6 protein-coding genes are annotated in these 20,129 nt (G+C 62.4%); 5 read left to right on the forward strand and 1 reads right to left on the reverse strand.

The features are described from left to right. The first annotated feature begins 516 nt into the window (after window positions 1-516). The 3 genes from PY649_RS33680 (at window position 517) to PY649_RS33690 (ending at window position 14,288) form a co-directional block, all read left to right on the forward strand. Window positions 517-1,521 (forward strand): sugar ABC transporter substrate-binding protein, encoded by a 1,005-nt coding sequence (locus PY649_RS33680; protein ID WP_285873350.1) that lies wholly within the window; start codon window positions 517-519, stop codon window positions 1,519-1,521. A 249-nt stretch (window positions 1,522-1,770) separates the two neighbouring features. Then, window positions 1,771-3,141: an HlyD family type I secretion periplasmic adaptor subunit gene (locus PY649_RS33685; protein ID WP_285873351.1), complete on the forward strand. Its 1,371-nt coding sequence runs from the start codon at window positions 1,771-1,773 to the stop codon at window positions 3,139-3,141. 113 nt (window positions 3,142-3,254) lie between these two features. Then, window positions 3,255-14,288 (forward strand): VCBS domain-containing protein, encoded by an 11,034-nt coding sequence (locus PY649_RS33690; RefSeq protein ID WP_285873352.1) that lies wholly within the window; start codon window positions 3,255-3,257, stop codon window positions 14,286-14,288. A gap of 206 nt (window positions 14,289-14,494) precedes the next feature. Here the strand turns inward: PY649_RS33690 and PY649_RS33695 are convergent, their stop codons facing one another. After that, window positions 14,495-15,868, reverse strand: coding sequence for a sensor domain-containing diguanylate cyclase (locus PY649_RS33695; protein ID WP_285873353.1), 1,374 nt, complete (start codon window positions 15,866-15,868; stop codon window positions 14,495-14,497). A 181-nt stretch (window positions 15,869-16,049) separates the two neighbouring features. Between PY649_RS33695 and PY649_RS33700 the strand changes: the two genes are divergently transcribed. Both PY649_RS33700 and PY649_RS33705 read left to right on the forward strand, forming a co-directional pair. Further along, a complete protein-coding gene (locus PY649_RS33700; protein ID WP_285873354.1) occupies window positions 16,050-17,666 on the forward strand; it encodes an ABC transporter transmembrane domain-containing protein in 1,617 nt (538 codons plus the stop codon). Further along, on the forward strand, window positions 17,663-19,864 hold the full coding sequence (locus PY649_RS33705; protein WP_285873357.1) for an ATP-binding cassette domain-containing protein: 2,202 nt from the start codon (window positions 17,663-17,665) through the stop codon (window positions 19,862-19,864). Before PY649_RS33700 ends, PY649_RS33705 begins: the two co-directional genes overlap by 4 nt. Window positions 19,865-20,129 lie beyond the last annotated feature (265 nt).

Genomic DNA, 20,129 nt, shown 5'->3' on the forward strand with positions numbered 1-20,129 from the left:
TAAAATGCTAGTTAAGGGCGATGCGGCAGCCGCATTCAACAAGCATCGCCGGCGGAAACGCCCAAGCAGCTTAGCCAAGCCATTTCACGGCCTATCGCGAAATGGCCGACTACACGAAACAAGCAGCAAATTAAATTTAGATGCTTGCTGTCGTGAACCATCGCCTTGATAGGAAGCGAACCGTAGGCCATAAATAAAAGCGTAGGATAGCGATGTAGGGAATGTGGCCCGTTATCTCGGCTGCATTCTTCAGAACGGCCGCGCATCGACCAATGCCAACTTTTCCGAAACCCCGAATCTTCTTCCGATCGCGGCGACCTGACAATTTAATGTTGAGCCAGATGAAATTGCTTCCCTTACGTGCTATTGATGGCGGTAAACATAGGCAATCAACGTATGAATCAACCGGACTTGCCATATAGGCGTCGACACGTCTGCACACGAGCTTCAGATGGAGCGTTCTGCCAGACTTGAGCGCAACGGTATCGCCCGAAGACTTTTCTTAAGGAGGCGGAGATGATCGATGGGTTGAGAAGGCGTAACTTCCTGACCGTTGCCTCGGCCGGGAGCATGCTCGCAACGTTGAACCCGCTGGGCCTTGCTGGCGCGAACGCCGCCAGCGGCCGTTCGGAGAAGCCGCTGAAGGCAGCCTTCTCCAATGGCGGACTGCAATCGAGCTGGTGCGCTCAGGGCAAGGCGGCCGCCGAACATTGGGGCAAGCTGTTCAACGTCGAGGTCACCTGGTTCGACGGCGGACTCGATGCCGACAAGCAGCGTGTGGCTATCGACAAGATGGCGTCGCAACAATGGGATTTCGTGGCCATTCAGGCTCAGGCAACGGGCAGCCTAACTGAGCCGGTGCAGAAAATGATCGATGCCGGCATCCCCGTCATTACCATGGACACGCTGATCGCGCTGGACGACGAGATCCACGTCTTTAGTCACCTGGGCGCCGACAACCGAGCCATGGGAGCGGCGATAACGCAGGCTCTGATCACCAAGCTCGGCGGCAAGGGCAAGATCATCATGACACCGGGTCCGATCGAACATACCGGCGCCCAGGATCGCACGAAAGGTTTCACATCTGTGATCCAGGCTTATCCCGGCATCGAGGTGCTGGAGACGCAACCGGGCGATTGGGACGTCGTGAAGGTGGCACGGCTATGGGAAGACTACCTTGCGGAATATCCCGAGATCGACGCGGCCTTCTTTCACAGCGACGACATGGCGCTTGCCGCCTATAACGTCATGAAGGCGCATGGCCGAACCAGCATCCTGATCGGCGGCATCGACGCCATGCCCCCAGCCATCGACGCCGTCTTCGACGGGCGCATGTTTGCCACGGTGCGCAATCCGTCATGCTTGATCCATGGCGGGGCGATCATTGCCGGCGTCGCGGCTGCAACCGCAAACGAAACCGGAGGTAGCCGCGTTCCTGCAAACATCGTCACCGACGGCCCGATCGTCACCCTGGAGAAGGCCGACGGAATGCGGTGGCTGCAGGATCAATTTCTGATGTGAGCCGGCTCACGGGAAGGGGCCAATTGCGACTGGAGGAGCGTGTTTCCGGACCGGCAACCTGCGCGGATTGCAAAGAGCGAACGGCCGGCAGCCTCCAGGCATACAATTCTCGGCTTGATTGTTGATTTTGCGTTCTACTCGCGCGATACTGCGCGCGCAGGAGCCAGGCATTGGGATTGGCTCTCGCAGCAGCAGGTCAGCGTCCCGAATTAACGCCGTAGACAGTCACAGGTGTGACGGGAGACGAACGTGGACAACCTCGCTCTCGAAGGTCAGGACAACAAAGTTGACAGGAAGATTGCCGCGCAGATTGCGCGCGATCGCCGTCCGACGACTCAAATCGGCAGCGATGTCGACTATGAGCGGATGATCCGCGCGGGACGAAACCTTCTCATAGCGATCGTTGCGCTGGTGTCCGTCTTGATCGTCCTGTCGATATTCGTAAAGGTCGAAGAAGTGGCCCGGGCACGTGGTGAATTCGTGCCGGTCCGACGTCTGCAGGTCATACAGACCGCCGAAGGCGGTCTTCTCGAGGACATCCTCGTACGCAATGATGACCGGGTCACGAAGGGCCAGGTCATCGCGAGGTTCCGTGCCACGGACCTGCTCAGGGATATTCAGCTGAGCGAGGTGCGCATCGCCCGCCTGCAGATCGAGATCGAGCGCCTCGGCGCGCTTGCCGAAGGTCGCCAGCCGAATCTCGATCAATTTCGGGACAAATATCCGGAACTGGTCAATGAGGCGCTGGCGCTTCACAAGCAGACGACCGAACGTCTTCAAGCCGATCTCAATCAGAGGGATCACGCGATCGACGAGGTCAGGGTGTCGCTTGATGCGGCCGAACGGCAGATCCCCTCTGCGCAGAGCAGCCTGCGAGCGACGCAAGAACTCCTGGACCGCACGCGCGCCGGCGCTCAAAACGAAGTGATCACCCGCAGTCGAGTGGCGCAAGTCGAGGAGCAGACGGCACAGTCTGAGCGAACTTACATTCAGCTGGTCACATCGCTCGATGAACTCAAAGCGCGCATCCGTAGCCTACAGGCAGAGAGAACGTCGCTGATCGCCAAAACGACTGGCGACGCACGCAATGAGCGCGGCGATCGTCTCGAGCAGTTGAACGAAGCCAATGTGACGCTTGGAGCTTTGCGCAATCGTGCCGAAGGCATTGAGGTGAGAGCACCGGTCAATGGCATCGTGCACAAGGTATCGGAAACGCCGATCGGAACGGTCATTCCGGCAGGCGGCACGGTTTGCGAAGTCGTGCCGACCGACGGCGGTGTGCTGATGCAGGTGCGTGTTGCCCCGCGCGACATCGGCTTTGTGCATATCGGCCAGAAGGCCCTGGTGAAGGCGGACGCCTTCGAGTACGGCCGCTTCGGGGCGATCCAGGGCGACGTCGTGCGTATCGCACCGTCGAGTACGACGGCGCAGTCTGGACAGGAGCCATTTTTCCCGGTCGAGGTCGTACTCCAACAGGCCTATGTCGGCGCCGACAAGAGCCACGTGGTCACGCCGGGAATGACCGGCGAGGCGAGCATCCTCACCGGCGAAAAGACCATCTTCCAATACCTGCTCAAACCCATCTACGTGACGCTACAATCAGCGATGAGCGAACGTTAGAGCGGCTCAGCGTTTCCCGGATTCGCTTTTCCACTCTAACCCTTTGTTTTTACGCAATTCCGGACGGAAAGCCGCTTCGCACTTTCCTGGAATTGCTCTAGGGGGGTCTACCCATGGCGAAGGAAACGCGGCAATCCAAGAAGACCGGCAGCGGCCCCGAGAGCAAAGACCGCGCTGATGGCAGGCTTAGGAAAGCTATCGACAAGCCGATCGGCCAACCCGACGACGCGCGGGAGGAAGCGCCTGTCGGCTGGGATTTCGGCCCAGACGGCCTGCCGCCCGGCGTTGTGCCCGGTCTCGACGACAATCTTCCGTCCGATACCGTCGTCGTGGGGACCAGCGATCAGCGCATCGACAGCGAAAAGGCGGCGGAGGACGCCGCACCCGGACCGGCGTCCTCCGGCAGAGCCCCCGAAGGCGGTGCGGCGGGAAGTGCCGATGACCCGGCAGACCTTCAGACATCATCCATCCCAGGCACTCCAGGCGGGCGTACCGTCGGCTCCGTGGTCGGGCCGGATACGCCAGACATAGGCCGGCCCGATGACGGAGACGGCTCCATCGGCGCTCCAGGTCCGGGCGTCATCACGCCACAGTCCCCGGGGGGCGGAGCCTACATACCCGGTGAAGTCGGCGGAGGGCCGGACTTTCCCGGCGGAGGCGGCGGTTCCGGCGAAGGAACCACCCCCACGCCACCGGAAATTTCGGGGACGGCGGCGGGGGACGTCCAGGAGGATACGGTTGTTGCCGCCTCGGGCCAACTCACCGCTTCCGGATCGGGCGGATTGACATGGTCTCTCGTCGGTAACGGCGTCGCCCCCTACGGCAGCTTTACCCTCGGTCCGAACGGACAATGGTCCTATGCGCTTGACAACGACAAGGCGCAGGGTCTGAAGGCTGGCGATACCGCCCAGGAATTTTTCACGGTCAAGGTGACCGATGCCAACGGCGCCTCCGTCACACAGGTTGTCGCCGTCACCATCACGGGCACCAATGACGTCCCTGTCATTTCGGGCACCGCCACCGGCTTGGTCGAGGAAGATCAAATCCCGAGCGTTTCGGGTGTGCTCACCGCCTCGGACGCCGATATCGGCGACAACGCGGCCTGGTCGCTGACCGGTACGGGCGAAGGCGGGCACGGCACGCTGACGCTTGGGGACGACGGCCATTGGTCATACGAGCTCGACAACAGCTCAGTGCAAGGGCTAAAGGCTGGAGAGACGGCGCAGGACTTCTTCACCGTGACCGTAACCGACACCGCGGGCGCCTCCGTCACGCAGGTCATCACGGTCACGGTTGCGGGCACCAACGATGCACCGGTGATCTCAAGCGCGGAGACAGGCGCGGTCGACGAGGACGGGATGCTCACGGCTTCAGGCCAGCTGAGCAGCACGGACGCCGACATCGGCGATGCCGCAACATGGTCGATCGTCGGCAACGGCGACGGCAGCTATGGCACGCTGACGCTTGGGGAAGACGGACAATGGTCCTATGCACTCGACAACGACGCGGCACAGGGACTGAAGGCAGGAGAGACGGCGCAGGAAATCTTCACCGTTAAGGTGATCGATGCCTCCGGCGCGTCCGACACTCAGACCGTCACCGTCACGGTGTCCGGCGCCAATGACGTCCCAGTGATCTCCGGCACCGAGACCGGTTCGGTCGAGGAGGACGGGACGCTCACAGCTTCCGGCACACTGGCGTCGACCGATGCGGACATCGGCGACACGGCGAGCTGGTCGATCGTCGGCTCCAGCGAAGGACAGTATGGCAGCCTCGTACTCGGCGATGACGGCGCCTGGACATACACGCTCGACAACGCCGCCACCCAGGAGCTGAAAGCGGGCGACACGGCCCAGGAGATATTCACCATCCAGGTGACCGATTCTGCCGGAGCGTCGATGACACAGACGGTCATTGTCACGGTGTCTGGAACGAACGACACGCCTGTCATTTCTGGCGCCGAAACCGGCTCCGTGCAGGAGGACACGGCCCTTGCCGCCTCCGGTACTCTCACCTCCGCCGACGCCGACATCGGCGATACGGCGAGCTGGTCGGTCGTCGGCTCCTCGAACGGCAGCCACGGTTCGCTGACGCTCGATGGTGACGGTTCCTGGTCCTATGCGCTCGACAATGATGCGGCGCAGGGGCTCAGGGCCGGCGAAACGGCGCAGGACATTTTCACCGTCGAGGTGACCGATGCTTCCGGCGCATTCGATACGCAGATCGTCACCGTGACGATCACCGGCACCAACGATGCACCCGTCATTTCCGGTACGGAGACCGGATCGGTCCAGGAAGACGGGACACTCAGCGCGTCCGGCGCGCTTACCGTCACCGATCCCGATATCGGCGATACCGCAGCCTGGTCGATCGTGGGTGCCGGCGACGGCCACTATGGCAGTCTAATACTCGGCGAGGATGGCGCCTGGACATACACGCTCGACAACGACACGGCGCAGGGTCTGAAGGCCGGAGAGACAGCCCAGGAGATATTCACCGTCAAAGTCACGGACGCCGAAGGCGCATCCGACACGCAGACGATCACTGTTACTGTCACCGGCACCAATGATGCACCGGTGATCTCCGGCACTGAGACCGGCGCAGTGCAGGAAGACGAAACACTGACGGCAGCGGGCCGGTTGACTGCTCTCGACCCGGATGTCGGAGACAGCGCCAGCTGGTCGGTGGTCGGCGATGCCACCGGCTCATATGGCGCGCTCGCGCTCAACGCCGATGGCTCCTGGTCCTATGTGTTGAACAATGATGCAGCACAGGGTCTCAAGGCTGGCGAAACCGCTCAGGAGACCTTCACCGTTCGCGCCACCGATACTGACGGCGCAAGCACCGACCAGACGATCACCATCACGGTCAGCGGCACGAACGATCTGCCCGTCATTTCCGGTGCGGGAATGGGCGCCGTCCAGGAGGACGTGACACTTGCCACCTCAGGAACGCTGACATCGACCGACGCGGATATTGGTGACACTGCCACATGGACCGTCGTAGGTTCCGGTGACGGACACTATGGCGGCCTCTCCCTCGGAGATGATGGCTCCTGGACTTACACCCTCAACAATGACGCGGCACAGGGGCTGAGAGCCGGCGACACGGCCCAGGAGATTTTCACCGTGAAGGTGACCGATGCTTCGGGCGCCTCGGACATACAGACCGTTACCGTGATAATAACGGGCACAAACGATGCACCGGTCATTTCCGGAACCGAGACCGGCGCCGTGCAAGAGGACGGGACGCTCAACGTCTCCGGCGCGCTTACCTCCACAGACGCCGATATCGGCGATACCGCGGGCTGGTCAGTCGTCGGCGACGGCGACGGCCATTATGGCAACCTGATACTCGGCGACGACGGACAATGGTCCTACGCACTCGACAATGATGCCGCCCAGGGTCTCAAGGCTGGCGAAACGGCTCAGGATATCTTCACTGTCAAAGTAACCGACGCATCTGGCACGTCCGACGTGCAGACGATCACTGTCACGGTCACTGGCACCAACGATGCACCGGTGATCTCCGGCACCGAGATCGGCTCCGTGCAGGAGGATGGAATCCTTGATGTGTCCGGCACGCTCACCAGCCGCGACGCCGATATCGGCGATACGGCTGCCTGGGCGGTCATCGGTACCGGCGACGGGCGATATGGCAGCCTGACGCTGGGCGACGACGGCGCTTGGACTTACACCCTGAACAACGATGCAGCGCAGGGTCTCAGGGCCGGAGAGACGGCTCAGGAGATCTTCACCGTCAAGGTAACCGACGCATCCGGCGCTTCCGACATGCAGACCGTCACCGTGACGGTGACCGGCACCAACGATGCGCCTACCATTTCCGGCACCGAGACCGGCGCCGTGCAAGAAGACCGGACACTCGGCGCATCCGGCACGCTCACGGCCACCGATTCCGACATCGGCGATACCGCGGCCTGGTCGATCGTGGGCGACAGCGAAGGCCACTACGGCAGCCTAACACTCGACGACGACGGCGCCTGGACCTACACACTCGACAATGACGCCGCACAGGGACTGAAGGCTGGCGAGAGTGCGCAGGAGATCTTCATCGTCAAGGTGACCGATGCCGCCGGCGCATCAGACTCGCAGACCGTCACCGTAACAATCATTGGCACCAACGATGCACCGGTCATTTCCGGCACCGAGACCGGCTCCGTCGAAGAGGATGGGACGCTCAGCGCGTCCGGCGCGCTCACCACCACCGATCCCGATATCGGTGACACGGTTGCCTGGTCGGTCGTGGGCTCCGGCGACGGGCACTATGGCAGCCTCACTCTTGGCGACGATGGCACCTGGACCTATGCGCTCGACAACACCGCCGCCCAGGGACTCAAGGCCGGCGAAACGGTCCAAGAGATCTTTACCGTCAAGGCGACGGACGCGGCCGGGGCGGATGTCACGCAGACGATTGCGGTAACGGTAACGGGCACAAACGACGCACCTGTGATTTCCGGCACCGCGACCGGCACAGTGCAGGAAGACGCGTCACTCACGGCTTCCGGCACACTCACGGTCGCCGATGCCGATGTCGGCGACACGGCGGCTTGGTCGCTCCTGGGCTCGAGCGACGGACACTATGGCAGCCTCACCCTTGGCGACGATGGCGCCTGGTCCTACGCGCTCGACAACGGCGCCGCTCAGGGCTTGAAGGCCGGCGAAACTGCCCAAGAGATATTCACTGTCCAGGCGAGCGATTCCGCCGGCGCGTCGACGACGCAGACGATTATCGTCACCGTGACCGGCACCAACGACGCACCCGTCATTTCCGGGGCAGAAACCGGTTCCGTGCAGGAGGATGGGACGCTCAGCGCATCCGGCGCGCTCACCTCCACCGACCCCGATATCGGCGATACGGCTGCCTGGTCTGTCGTGAGTTCCGACGACGGACACTATGGCAGCCTAACGCTCGGCGATGACGGTGCCTGGTCCTATACACTCGACAATGACGCCGCTCAGGGCCTGAAGGCCGGTGAGACGGCCCAGGATATCTTTACCGTCAAGGTGACCGACGCCTCCGGCGCCTCGGACATGCAGACCGTTACCGTGACGGTAACGGGCACCAACGACGCTCCTGTCATATCCGGCGCCGAGACCGACGCAGTGCAAGAGGACGGGACGCTCAGCGCGTCCGGCGCGCTCGCGGTCACCGATCCGGATATCGGCGATACCGCAGCCTGGTCCATCGTCGGTGCCGGCGAAGGCCATTACGGCCACCTAACGCTCGGCGACGATGGCGCCTGGACCTACACACTCGATAACACCGCGGCCCAAGGTCTCAAAGCCGGCGACAGCACGCAGGACATCTTCACAGTCAGGGTGACGGATTCCGCTGGCGCTACGTCGATGCAGACGGTCACCGTCTCGGTGGCTGGCACGAACGATGCCCCGGTCATTTCCGGCAGCACGACAGGCGGCGTCGCTGAAGATGGCGTCCAGACGGCCTCCGGCGTGCTGACCAGTGCCGATGCAGATATCGGCGACACAACGACCTGGTCTATCGCCGGCGCGGAGACCGGGACCTATGGTAGCCTGACGATCGGCGAGGACGGCCGCTGGTCCTACACGCTCAACAACGACGCTGCGCAGGGCCTGAAGGCCGGCGAAACCGCGCAAGACATCTTCACCGTCAAGGTGACCGACGCCTCCGGCGCCTCGGACCTGCAGACGATCACCCTTACCATCAGCGGCAGCAACGATGTGCCGGCGATCTCGGGTACAATGACGGGCTCCGTCCAGGAGGACGGTGCGTTGACGGCAGGCGGATCGCTGATCGCCTCGGATGCCGATATCGGGGATACGGCTAGCTGGTCCGTTGTTGGAAATGGTGCCGGAACCTACGGCAGTCTCGAGCTCGGAACAGACGGGCAATGGACCTACGCCCTTAACAATGACAGGGCGCAGGGCCTGAAAGCTGGCGATACGGCACAGGATATCTTCACCGTTAAGGTGACGGATGCGGCCGGAGCAGAGACCACGCAGACGATCACCGTGACGGTTGCCGGGACCAACGACGTACCTACGATCTCCGGCACCGAGACCGGCACGGTCGCTGAGGACGGTACGCTGACGGCCGCCGGACGGCTCAATGTCTCGGATGCCGATGTCGGCGACACAGCTACCTGGTCGGTGGTCGGCGATGGCGAAGGCGCCTATGGCGGTCTGACACTCAACCAGGACGGAAGCTGGTCCTATGCGCTCGACAATGACGCGGCACAGAGCTTGAAAGCCGGGGATACGGCGCAGGAGATCTTCACCGTCAAGGTGACCGACGCGGCCGGGGCGGATGTCATGCAGACGATCACGGTAACGGTGACCGGCACCAACGATGCGCCCGCCATTTCCGGCACCGAAACCGGCTCTGTGCAGGAAGATGCCTCACTCACGGCCTCCGGCTCGCTCACGGTCGCCGATGCCGATGTAGGCGATACTGCAGCCTGGTCGATTGTGGGCTCCGACGACGGGCGATATGGCAGCCTGGAGCTCGGCGACAACGGCGCTTGGACCTACGCCCTGAACAATGACGCCGCTCAGGGTCTGAAGGCCGGCGAGACGGCGCAGGACATCTTCACCGTCAAGGTGACCGACACATCCGGCGCATCCGACACGCAGACCGTCACGGTCACGGTGACCGGTACTAATGATGTACCGGTCATTTCGGGCACGGCAACCGGATCGGTTCAGGAAGACGGGACGTTGACAGCAGGCGGCAAGCTCGACGTGTTCGACGCCGATACCGGCGATACCGCGACCTGGTCGATCGTCGGAGGAGATACCGGCCACTATGGCAGCCTCACCATCGATGGGGACGGCCATTGGTCCTATGCGCTCGACAACGACAAAGCACAGGGGCTCAAGGCCGGCGAGACGACGCAGGAGACTTTCACCATCCGCGTCACCGATGCCGCGGGCGCGAACGCGGAGCAGACGGTCACCATCACCATCGGCGGCACCAATGACGCGCCGGTGATTTCCGGGACAGCCACGGGCCAGGTTCAGGAAGATGTGACGCTTACCGCCTCGGGCACGCTGACAGCCAGCGATGTCGACATCGGCGACGCCGCGAGCTGGTCGATCGACGGTTCGGCGGTATCGGATCACGGCGTCTTTGCCATCGACCCTAACAGCGGCCACTGGACCTTCACGCTCGACAACGCGATCGCACAGGGGTTGAAGGCGGGCGAGGTCGTCCACGAGACCTTCACCGTCCGCGCGACCGACAGCGCCGGTGCGTCCGGGACGCATCTCGTATCAGTCGACATCACCGGCACGAATGACGGACCGCAGGTCGGCCAGGCCCTGAACAATATGGGCAGCATGAAGGAAGACACATCGATTACCTTCTCTGCCGATGACCTGCTGCGCGGCGCCCAGGTGACGGATATCGATCAGGACCATCTGAGCATCACCACCGTCGGGCTCGGCGGTTCGAGCGCGCCGGGCACGCTGGTCAACAACGGCAACGGCACCTGGACCTTCACGCCCAACCACAACGTTTCAAACGCCAATGCCGACATCGTCTTTTCCGTCAGCGATGGCCATACGAACGTCAGCGCCCACGCGAGCGTGGCAATCCAGCCGGTCGCCGATCCCGCCGATGTGTCTCTTATCTCCAGCGCCGTGCAGGAGGTCATCAAGACCGGTGACGACGCCGATCTCGGCCGCATCGTCGCGCCGCAGCTTACGACGAAGCAACTTTCCCAGTTCACGCTCGAGTTCACCGTCGTCGGCAATTCCGTGCCCGAGAGCACGACGGGTGCCGGGCCTGTGATCGTCAACATCGGCTCTCCGCCGAGCGACAAGAACACGCTGACGCTTTGGGATCCGGCTAACATGAAGGTCGGCATGAGCAAGGCGGGCGGCGGCGACGTCAATATCGCGACCGGCATCAATCTGACCGACGGCGAGAGCCATCGCGTCACGGTGACCTTCGATGGCGCCACCAATACAGTGAAGGTCTATGACAACGGCGATCTCGCCCTGACGACGACGCTTCCGAAGCCGCTGCCGAGCACGCTTTACATGGTGGTCGCCGAAAAAGCGAACACGCCGCCAACGACCAGCAAGCCAGCGGGCAGCGACTATCGCACCAACGAACATTTCGAAGGCACGATCTTCAACGTTTCAATGTCCAATAAGGCGGAAAGCGCCGACCAGGTCGCCCAAGCGCCGCTCGCCGAGCAGATGAAGGACAGTCTGCTGATCGATCTGCGCGCTCAAAATGACCAGATCGTCGATACGACCGGGCACAATGCGATCAAAACCGCCGGCGGGATCGATACCGACGCGCTGAGAGTCGATACGGATCTGGGCTCGGCGCCCGTCGGCTCCGTCGTCCACCTCGACGTCAACACCACATTGGAAGATCCGAACGATCACCTATCCGGTCTCGTGATCTCCGGCTTCCTGGCCGGTACCGTGGTCTCGGACGGCGTCCATACCGTCACGGTCACCGGGACGACGCAGAAGATCGACATCACCAATTGGTCGCACGACAACCTGACGGCAGATCTGCCGGATGGCGTGCGCACCAGCATGGATCTCAAGGTCACCACGACCACCACAACGCAGCCTTATGCGACCGGCGAGGTCGACGCGCAAGGAAATCCCGTCATGGCGACGAACAGCGCTACGTTGGATGAGTATCATACGCTCCTCGTGGAAGGCGCCGGTCCCCCGCCTGCCCAACCCGCAGAAGCCGCGACCGCGATGGCCATGTTCGCAGCGCCGAGCAGCGAAGAGTTGGGCGTGGCCGATGCCGCCGTCGTCGCGACCAGCGCCACGCTCACGGATACCACCGGTGAGACGGCCTCCTCCTCGGACGATCAGCACGCGGCGAAATCCGGCTCCACAGGCGACAGCATAAGTTCGGCCGATGACAGCCATGCGGCGCATTTTGCGAGTGCCGATAACAGCACCGCGTCGGATGGCTCTGCCACAGATCAGACGGCGGACACCTCGGCGGATATGATCGTGATACCGGGAGTTCTTGCCGCTGACGGCGATGCGACCGGGACGACCGAGCCGACGACGGTTGGCACGCAGCCGGACGAGACCAGCGCAGTTGCGGGTGCCGCTGCGGTCAGCACTGGCGGCGATGGCGCTGCGTCGGCGACGGACTCTCAGCCATCCGTGACTGCTATTGCCAACGAAGGAAGCGGAGGCGCCTCGACAGGGACTACCGAATCACAGGCGGCCAGCAGCGGCGCGACCACCGACTCTGCCGGCAGTGGCATAAGCGGCGACGGCGACACGAGGGCGGCAGTCTTGCAGCCGGATAACAGCGGCACGGCCACCGGCCCCACCGACAACGAGGCAGGCGGCGGGACTGTCGCGCAGCCGCACGGCGACGGCACCACCGCAACCGGTTCGGCCGAGGCAGGGTCCGCCGAGACGGGAGCGATCGTGGTACCGAGCGGGGGATCGACGGTCTCCATGGGCGATGGCATGTCCGGAAATGTTTCGGTGAGCCCACAGCAAACAAGCGATGGTGCCCCTGCGGGTCCGCAAGCCGTTGGACAGGGCAGCGGTACCACCGCCGCCAGCGATGTCGCCCAGCCGCACCCCAGCGAGCCGGTCGACGCGAGCGGACATATCTCGTTCGTCAGCGTCAACGACTGGTATAATCCGAGCTGGGGTGGCGGCTATAACGCGACCTTCCAACTGACGCTGACGGACGACATGCTGAAGGGCGGCAGCATCGAGGGATGGAGCCTGCAGATCGGGCTCGACAACCCGAACGCAACCGTCTCGACCGGTTGGCTCGACGGCTTCAACGGCACGGTCTCCTTCGATCCTGCAACAGGCGTCTTCACCAATACGGGACAGGATTACCAGCCCGAACTACACGCCGGTGACGTCATCCAGTTCTCCATCCAGGTGCAGAATACCGGCTTCAATCAGGGAGATTTCTCCTTCTCTTTCCAGGATCTCGATCCCGTGCCCGACGGAGCGATTGAAGCCAGTTCCGGAGGAGACGGAGTGATAATGCAGGCGAGTAGCGATATGTCGACGGATACCGGCGCGGCTGCAGCGGCAGCGGCGCTGACGGCGCTGGGAACAAGCGCGTTGCAGACGCAAGCCGCCGCTGCTTCCGACGATGCTCAAACAACCGCCCAGCCACAAGCAGCAGTCGCCACCCGGGCGGAATCGGCTAACCATACCGAAGCCGGTACAACAGACGGCGGCAAGACCGCCGCGTCGGGCACAGATCACGCGCAGTCGGGGCCGGATGCGGCCACCACCGCCGTGAGCGCGGCGCTCGGCTCTCAAAGTTCCACCACCGGACGGGATGGCAGGCCAGGTGCGGATGGCCAGAAACAAGATGACCGCATTCAGGAGCAAGAGCACGCAAACGGAGGGGCCGGCGATCATGACGCACAAGCTCGACAGGACGCAACGCGCCCCTCGCCTGCGGCCGAAGAGCACGGCGAACACACCGGACACGGGTATGCCTTCGGCCACCGCATCCACGGGGAAGAGCATGCCGACCGAGGGAGCGACGATCTTGCTGCCCACGGTCATCAGCCGGACGCGGCGTCCTTCCCGCCGGTGGGAAGGCAGGATGGCGAACATGCCGGACATGGCCACGCGTTCGGCCATGACATCCACGAGGGGGAGCACGCCGACCGAGGGGCTGACGATCTTGCTGCCCGCGCTCACCCGGACGCGATGCCCGTCTCGCTGGCGGCAGGAGAAGATAACGGGCATGGCGGACACGGCTACGCGTTCGGTCACGACGTTCGGGAGTGGGGGCATGGCGACGAAGGTGCGGGCAATCTTGGCGTGCACGGCCATCAACAGGATGCAGCGCCCTTCTCATCGGCGGCCAGCGCTTATCTCGGTTTCGTTGTGGCGCAACCAGATGATCATGCAACGGCGTTGCCACCGGCCGAACACCCGACCTCCGGCGCTGACGCTTATGTCCATATGGCGGGAGGTTTCGAGCATGCGGGTCAGGAGCCGCCGCCACCCGACCACCTTTTTGCCGATACGCAGATCGAACATGGCTCTCAGTCCGGAGCCGAGGGGCACGATATCCAACATGATACGAGCCACGTCGATACGCCTGCGGCGCCAGAGCCTTCGCCAATGGACGACGATCAGCACCATCACCACCATGAATAGGCGCATCGACTGTCGGCGCAGTTAAAGCAATTGCAGGAAAGTGCGAAGCGATCTTCCCGAAATTACTTAGAAAACAAATAGGTAGAGCGGAGAACGCGATTCCGTTAGGCGCTAAACCGTTCCAGGGTGAGCGACTGCAACAATCAGGCCCGCTCGTCAGTCCGCAAGCCAAAGCCTCTCCTGCGGGCGCGTGACGATGATCGCCCCTACTCTAGCTCGACGCGGTTCCGGCCCGCCTCCTTGGCTCTGTAAAGAGCTTGATCCGCGCGCTTGAGAATTGCCTGTACGTCGTGCTCGCCGGGCGCACGCGTTGCCACGCCGATGCTCAGCGTAAAGGGTATGGGTTTGCTGGTCCGCCAGTTGTAAACAAAATCCTGGGCCTCGATCGTTGACCTCAGCATTTCCGCCCGCGCACGAGCATGCTCAAGGTCCGTCGCCGGCATCGCGACTACAAATTCCTCACCACCCCACCGTGCAAAGATATCCATGCTGCGGCTGGCCGCCGTGCCAACTTTCGCGAGCGCGCGCAGAACCTCGTCGCCGGCGTCATGGCCGTAGGTGTCGTTGACTTTCTTGAAGTAGTCTATGTCGATCATGAGAACAGAGAGGGCATCATCCGTGCGCAAGATGTTCTCGACGACATCCAGAAACTCTCTTCGATTCGGCAAACCTGTCAGCTCGTCGGTGCCGGCTTCCTTTTGAAGCAGGTCCATCAGCCGAACGCGGTCGGAGATATCCCGGATGACCGCGGTGAACTCGAGCAGTCCGTCGACGTTTATCTTGGAGATCGCGATTTCGACGGGCAGCAGCGAACCGTCGCGATGACGGCCATAGATGCGATTTCGTTCGTCCATTTGCCTCGAATTGACCGGCGATCGGGCAAACTGATTGATATGCTGGTCGTGATGCGGCCGATAAGTCTCCGGAAGGAGGTCCAGCAGGGGTTTGCCAATGACCTCGGACGCGTCGTAGCCAAAAAGATCTTCCGCGGCACGATTGAACAAAGTGATATTGTGCAACTGATCAATCGTGATGATCGCATCATACGCAGCATTAACGACCGATCGGAAGCGGGAAGTGCTGACTTCCAGCTCACGCATGAGAAGCATTTTCGGCGTGATATCGAGGCCGGTGACAAGGATCTCAAGTACCGTCGAGCTCTCGATCGCAAATCTGAACGGCTTGAGCGAGAGGCGCCACCACCGGGTTCCCTCCCTCAAATCATAGGCCTGTTCCAACTCCTGCGGCACACCCGACGCGAAACACTCTTGAAGCTTCTTGCGGAGATCGTGCCGCGCGTAGCTCGGCAGCAGAGTATCGAGCACTATCGGGAAACTGCGCGCGCCAGCGCCACCGCGCCGACCGCCTGCCATCTCGAAGAATTCCCCATTGCAAGCGGAAACCATCAGCTCACCGCTCTCGCCGCAGCCAACGATGGCAACGCTTGCCTCAATTCCATCTACGAATTCTTGGAGTTGGCTATATCTGTCATTCATGACGAGCTCCTCTCGGACGAACATTGTCGGGATCGTGTCCGGATCTGGTCCTGGCAAAGGCATACATCGGTCGAAGTCGAGCATGAGAGTCACCGGCTGTGGCGCCTGCACACGCACGCTTTCGTGCACCCATTATACAATTTCTGCTCGACATTGGGGCGCATTTCAATCGATAATGCCTAAGCGTGCAAGCGGCGTCGGCAATCCTAGCGTGGCATGTCAGCAGACAACCAGTGATCGTCCGACGCGATCGGGATTGAGAGCCATGGCAAACTTGAATGTGGCCAAGCCTCCGGGAGTAGCGGCCGTCAGTGTTGCAGCTTCGATCGTGAGCCACATTCTGGCATTGGCCGTCCCGCTCGCGCTGCTTCAGGCTTACGACAGGATTCTGCCGAACCAAGCCTATGGTACGACATTCGCGCTGGCCGCAGGCGTAACCGTGGCGATCGTACTGGAAACCATCGTGCGATATGTTCGCTCCGTGCTGTTTGCCTATGTCGGAGCGGGCTTCGAGGCGGATATGTCGGTCCGCGTGCTCGACCATGTGATGCGCGCCGACAGCAAGGCCCTGCGTCAACTCAGCATCCCTGATCTTTCGGAGGCCGTTCGCGCTGCCGGCGAGGTGCGCGACTTCTGGTCTGGAAACGCGGCGGTCGCGTTGCACGAATTGCCGTTCGCAGTGATCTATATCGGCCTCATCGCCTATATAGGCTCATGGCTCGCATTGATCCCGCTTGCCTTCACCCTGTTGGCCCTGCTTGCGGCGCTCGCGGTTGTCCGCTCGGGGGCAAGGGCCCAGCGAGATGCCCGAGACGCGCAGCTGGAACGCCAAAAGCTCGGCTGGGGCATATTCGCCGGTATCGTCGAGGCAAAAGCGATGGCCGCCGAAACCCTGCTGACGCGACGTTATCGCGATGCCGTCGCGCGTCTCATGGATGCGACGGCCCGCGTTGCGAACCGGATGGCGGTCATCAGGGAGAACGGCAGCCTGATGTCCCAGCTTTCGACGATCGGCATCGTCACCGCCGGCGCCTTCATGGTGATCTCCGGAGAATTGACGACGGGCGGCCTTGCCGCTTGCACGCTTCTTGCGGGGCGTTCGGTCGGACCGACGATGGGAGCTTTCGGCTATCTCAGCCGCCGCCATCAAAGGCGTGAGGCCGAAGCCAGCATAAGCAAGGTACTTTCGCTTCCGCTGGCGCCCATATGGGAAGAAGCCGGCGTCGACGAGCAGCGCGTGTTCGCCGGTGGGACTATCGTCATGTCAGGCCCAGCGCTGCACAGCCATGGCGGTTCCGTCGAGATCCCGCAGGGCGCTTTCGTCCATATCGACGTGCCGAATTCGCCGGTGGGCACGATGACGCTGCGGACAATGGCACGGCTCGAAAACTCGCTGGGGCTTTCCATAACCTTCGACGGACAGCCGGACAGCGCATACGATCCGCAGAGCTTTCGCGAGCGTGTGACCGAAGCAAGCTCACGCGCCCAGATGATCCGCGGGCCGCTCCTCAGCAATCTCACGCTGTTCAGTCCTAACTACGAGGCGGCGGCGATCCAGCTTTCCGAAAAGCTCGGCCTGAATACGTTTGTCGATGGTTTGCGCCAGGGCTTCATGACGCCCGTCGGTCAGGGTGGCGGCGAGATCGTCAGCCCGGGGATCGCAGCCCGTATCGGCCTCATCCGCGCCCTTGTCCGTGAGCCCCTCGTCCTCTGCCTCGATAATGCCGATGCCTCGCTCGACCTCGACGGAGTGGCCAGACTTCGAGACCTTCTCAAGGAGTTGAAGGGTAAAACGACGATGCTCGTGGTGTCGAGCAATCCATCTCTCTTGCAGCTTGCGGACATGAAAGTGCGCATCGATCGCAGAAGGACGGAAACATGACCACAACCTCCGCTCCTCTCGCCTCCCCCAACACGCCGTCGTCACCTCCGACGAGGCCGCCTGCCTGGTCCGAAGAATTGTGGCTGGAGCGTTTGGAAGCCGCCGTAGGGCCGGAACGGCGCGCAGCCTCGCCCATTGCCGCCGTCTTGCCGGCGATGCTCGTGGCGCTCGGATGGCTCGGCACGGCACGAAGCCTGGCGGCCCTGTTGCCCCCTGCCGACGCTCCGATGACGCTTGACCACCTCGAACTGGTCCTTCCGAACCTCGGATACCGCACGCATCGCATCGTCGCCAAAGGTACCCCCTTTGACACGAGCCGCCTGCCGGCTGGCAGCCTTGCCCGGCTTCCAACGGGAGATTTCGGCGTCTATCTCGGTCAGCCGGAGGGCAAGGATCTCTGGCTCGTCGACGGCAGTTATCTCAACCTTACACCTCTTAAGGGAACTGTGATCCTGGCAGTCGAGCCGGACATTAACTTCCGTGCGGTCAACGAGGCGCGGCCGAACTGGTTTCGTGACCTCTTCGAGCAGATGCGCAATCAGGTTTTCAACCTGTTCGGCGTGAGCCTGGTCATCAATCTGGCAGCGCTTTCCGTATCCCTCTACACAATGACCGTCTACAGCATCGTGATCCCTTCGGGCGCATTGGCGACGATCTGGAGCCTGGCATTGCTGGCGGTGGTGGTCGTCGTGGGCGGCTGGGCGTTGAGCATCGGCCGTCACTTCCTGAGTTCGTCGATGGCGGCATGGGCCGGCACCCGTATTGGCACCGCCACGATGGGCAAGCTGCTGGCCCTTCCCCTAGAGATGACAGCAAGACTCGGTGCGCAGAACAATCTGATACGCCTGCGCGGCTTCGAGAATGCCCGCACGTTCATGAGCGGAGCCGGCGGCCTCAATCTGATCGATTATCCGTTCATCGTAATTTTCTTGCTCGTCATCGCGCTGATGGGCGGCTGGCTAGTCTTCGTGCCGATCGTTGCGCTGGTAGCCTATGCGGGGCTTGCCCTGCCGACAGCAGACTACGTGGCCAGCAAATCGACGGCTGCCGGCGCGGCATCCGGCCGTCTCGAAGAGAATGCGGTTTCCGCCTTTTACGGCATGAACGCATTCCATCAGGCCGGCGCCGATAGCGCCTGGCTCGCACACTTTGCCAAGCTCGCGCGCGAATCGGCGGCCTGCAACCGCGATTATGCGATTGCCGTCGCGCGCGCTCAGGCGGTCGGACAGATGCTGAGCATGCTGACCGTGCTTGCCACGCTCTGTGTCGGCATCTTTCTGGTGTTGGGCGGGTTCATGCATGCGGGCGGGCTGGTCGCCGCCATGATGCTGATCTGGCGCATCACGACGCCCGCGCAACAGGCGTTCGGCTCCCTGGTTCGCCTGCGTCAGGTGAAGAGCTCCATCAGACAGCTCGACCAGCTAATGGCCACTCCCGCCGAAAGCGCAGGCTCGGAATTTTCGAGCCCGGCCAGCCTGACAAATGTCACGCTCACTGCCGAACGGATTTATTACAGACCCGATGCCGACTACGATGCCGCGCTGAACGGCGTCTCATTCAATGTGAAAGCGGGCGAAAGAACTGCCATCGTCGGCCCCAGCGGCAGCGGCAAGAGCGTGCTCCTGGAGTGCCTGGCAGGCTTGCGCCGCCCGCAGTCCGGGCGCGTCTTGCTCGACGGGCGCGACATACGTCAGTTCGACACGACGGAATATCGTGCCTGGATCGGCTATGTGCCACAATTTGTCCCCGCGTTGCCGATCACCGTGCGCGACTATTTTCGCCTGCGCGTGCCGACACTCGACGACCGTGATGCGTTCGCCGCTCTCGAGCGTGTCATCGGCCCGGACTGGCGAGAGCTTTCCGCCTTCGGCCGCAGCGCCGACGAGGTGCTTAATCGCGAGCTCAACCCGTTCTCCGAGGACATTGCCGAACTGCAGTTCCGCCACCTGATTGCCTTCGTTGCTGCGACGATCAACGAGCCGGCCCTTCTACTCATCGACGGCGATGGTATAGCCGGCACCCCTGAGTGGGAGCCGCGTATCCTGCGCTATTTTGATTCAATCCAGGGGGCCACCACCGTCGTCTGGGCGCCTCACAGCACCGAACATATCCAGGCCTGCCAGCAGGTCGTTGTTCTCGACCGCGGAAACGTCCTGCGCGCCGGCCCGACCGCTCAGCCTCCCGCCCTGACAGCGTAATGGAGCATCAAGTCAAATGCTTGTTGGCGCGGTCGGTGAGCTAGAGCCAGACTCGGCCTCTGCTTAGGAGGTGCTCATCATTTAATATCCCGAGCAGAAATTGGAGCGCGGGCGGGATTTGAACCTACTCTTGAACCAACTCGAACCAGCGACCCGTCATTTAAGCTTGTCAAAGCTGACTAGAGGCGCGACGTCGTCAGCCAGTTAGAAACGCGACACTGGCTCTGATGGTCAGCCCCCGATCCGGCCGGCTGGGCCGGGTTGA

Source organism: Rhizobium mayense, from assembly GCF_030272705.1.
GTDB classification, from domain to species: domain Bacteria; phylum Pseudomonadota; class Alphaproteobacteria; order Rhizobiales; family Rhizobiaceae; genus Rhizobium; species Rhizobium mayense.

Excerpts from the sequence above, each read along its gene's own strand:
- PY649_RS33680 (WP_285873350.1), top strand. The coding sequence starts at position 517 with ATGATCGATGGGTTGAGAAGGCGTAACTTCCTGACCGTTGCCTCGGCC.
- PY649_RS33695 (WP_285873353.1), bottom strand. The coding sequence starts at position 15,868 with ATGCTCGACTTCGACCGATGTATGCCTTTGCCAGGACCAGATCCGGAC.
- PY649_RS33700 (WP_285873354.1), top strand. The coding sequence starts at position 16,050 with ATGGCAAACTTGAATGTGGCCAAGCCTCCGGGAGTAGCGGCCGTCAGT.
- PY649_RS33690 (WP_285873352.1), top strand. The coding sequence starts at position 3,255 with ATGGCGAAGGAAACGCGGCAATCCAAGAAGACCGGCAGCGGCCCCGAG.
- PY649_RS33705 (WP_285873357.1), top strand. The coding sequence starts at position 17,663 with ATGACCACAACCTCCGCTCCTCTCGCCTCCCCCAACACGCCGTCGTCA.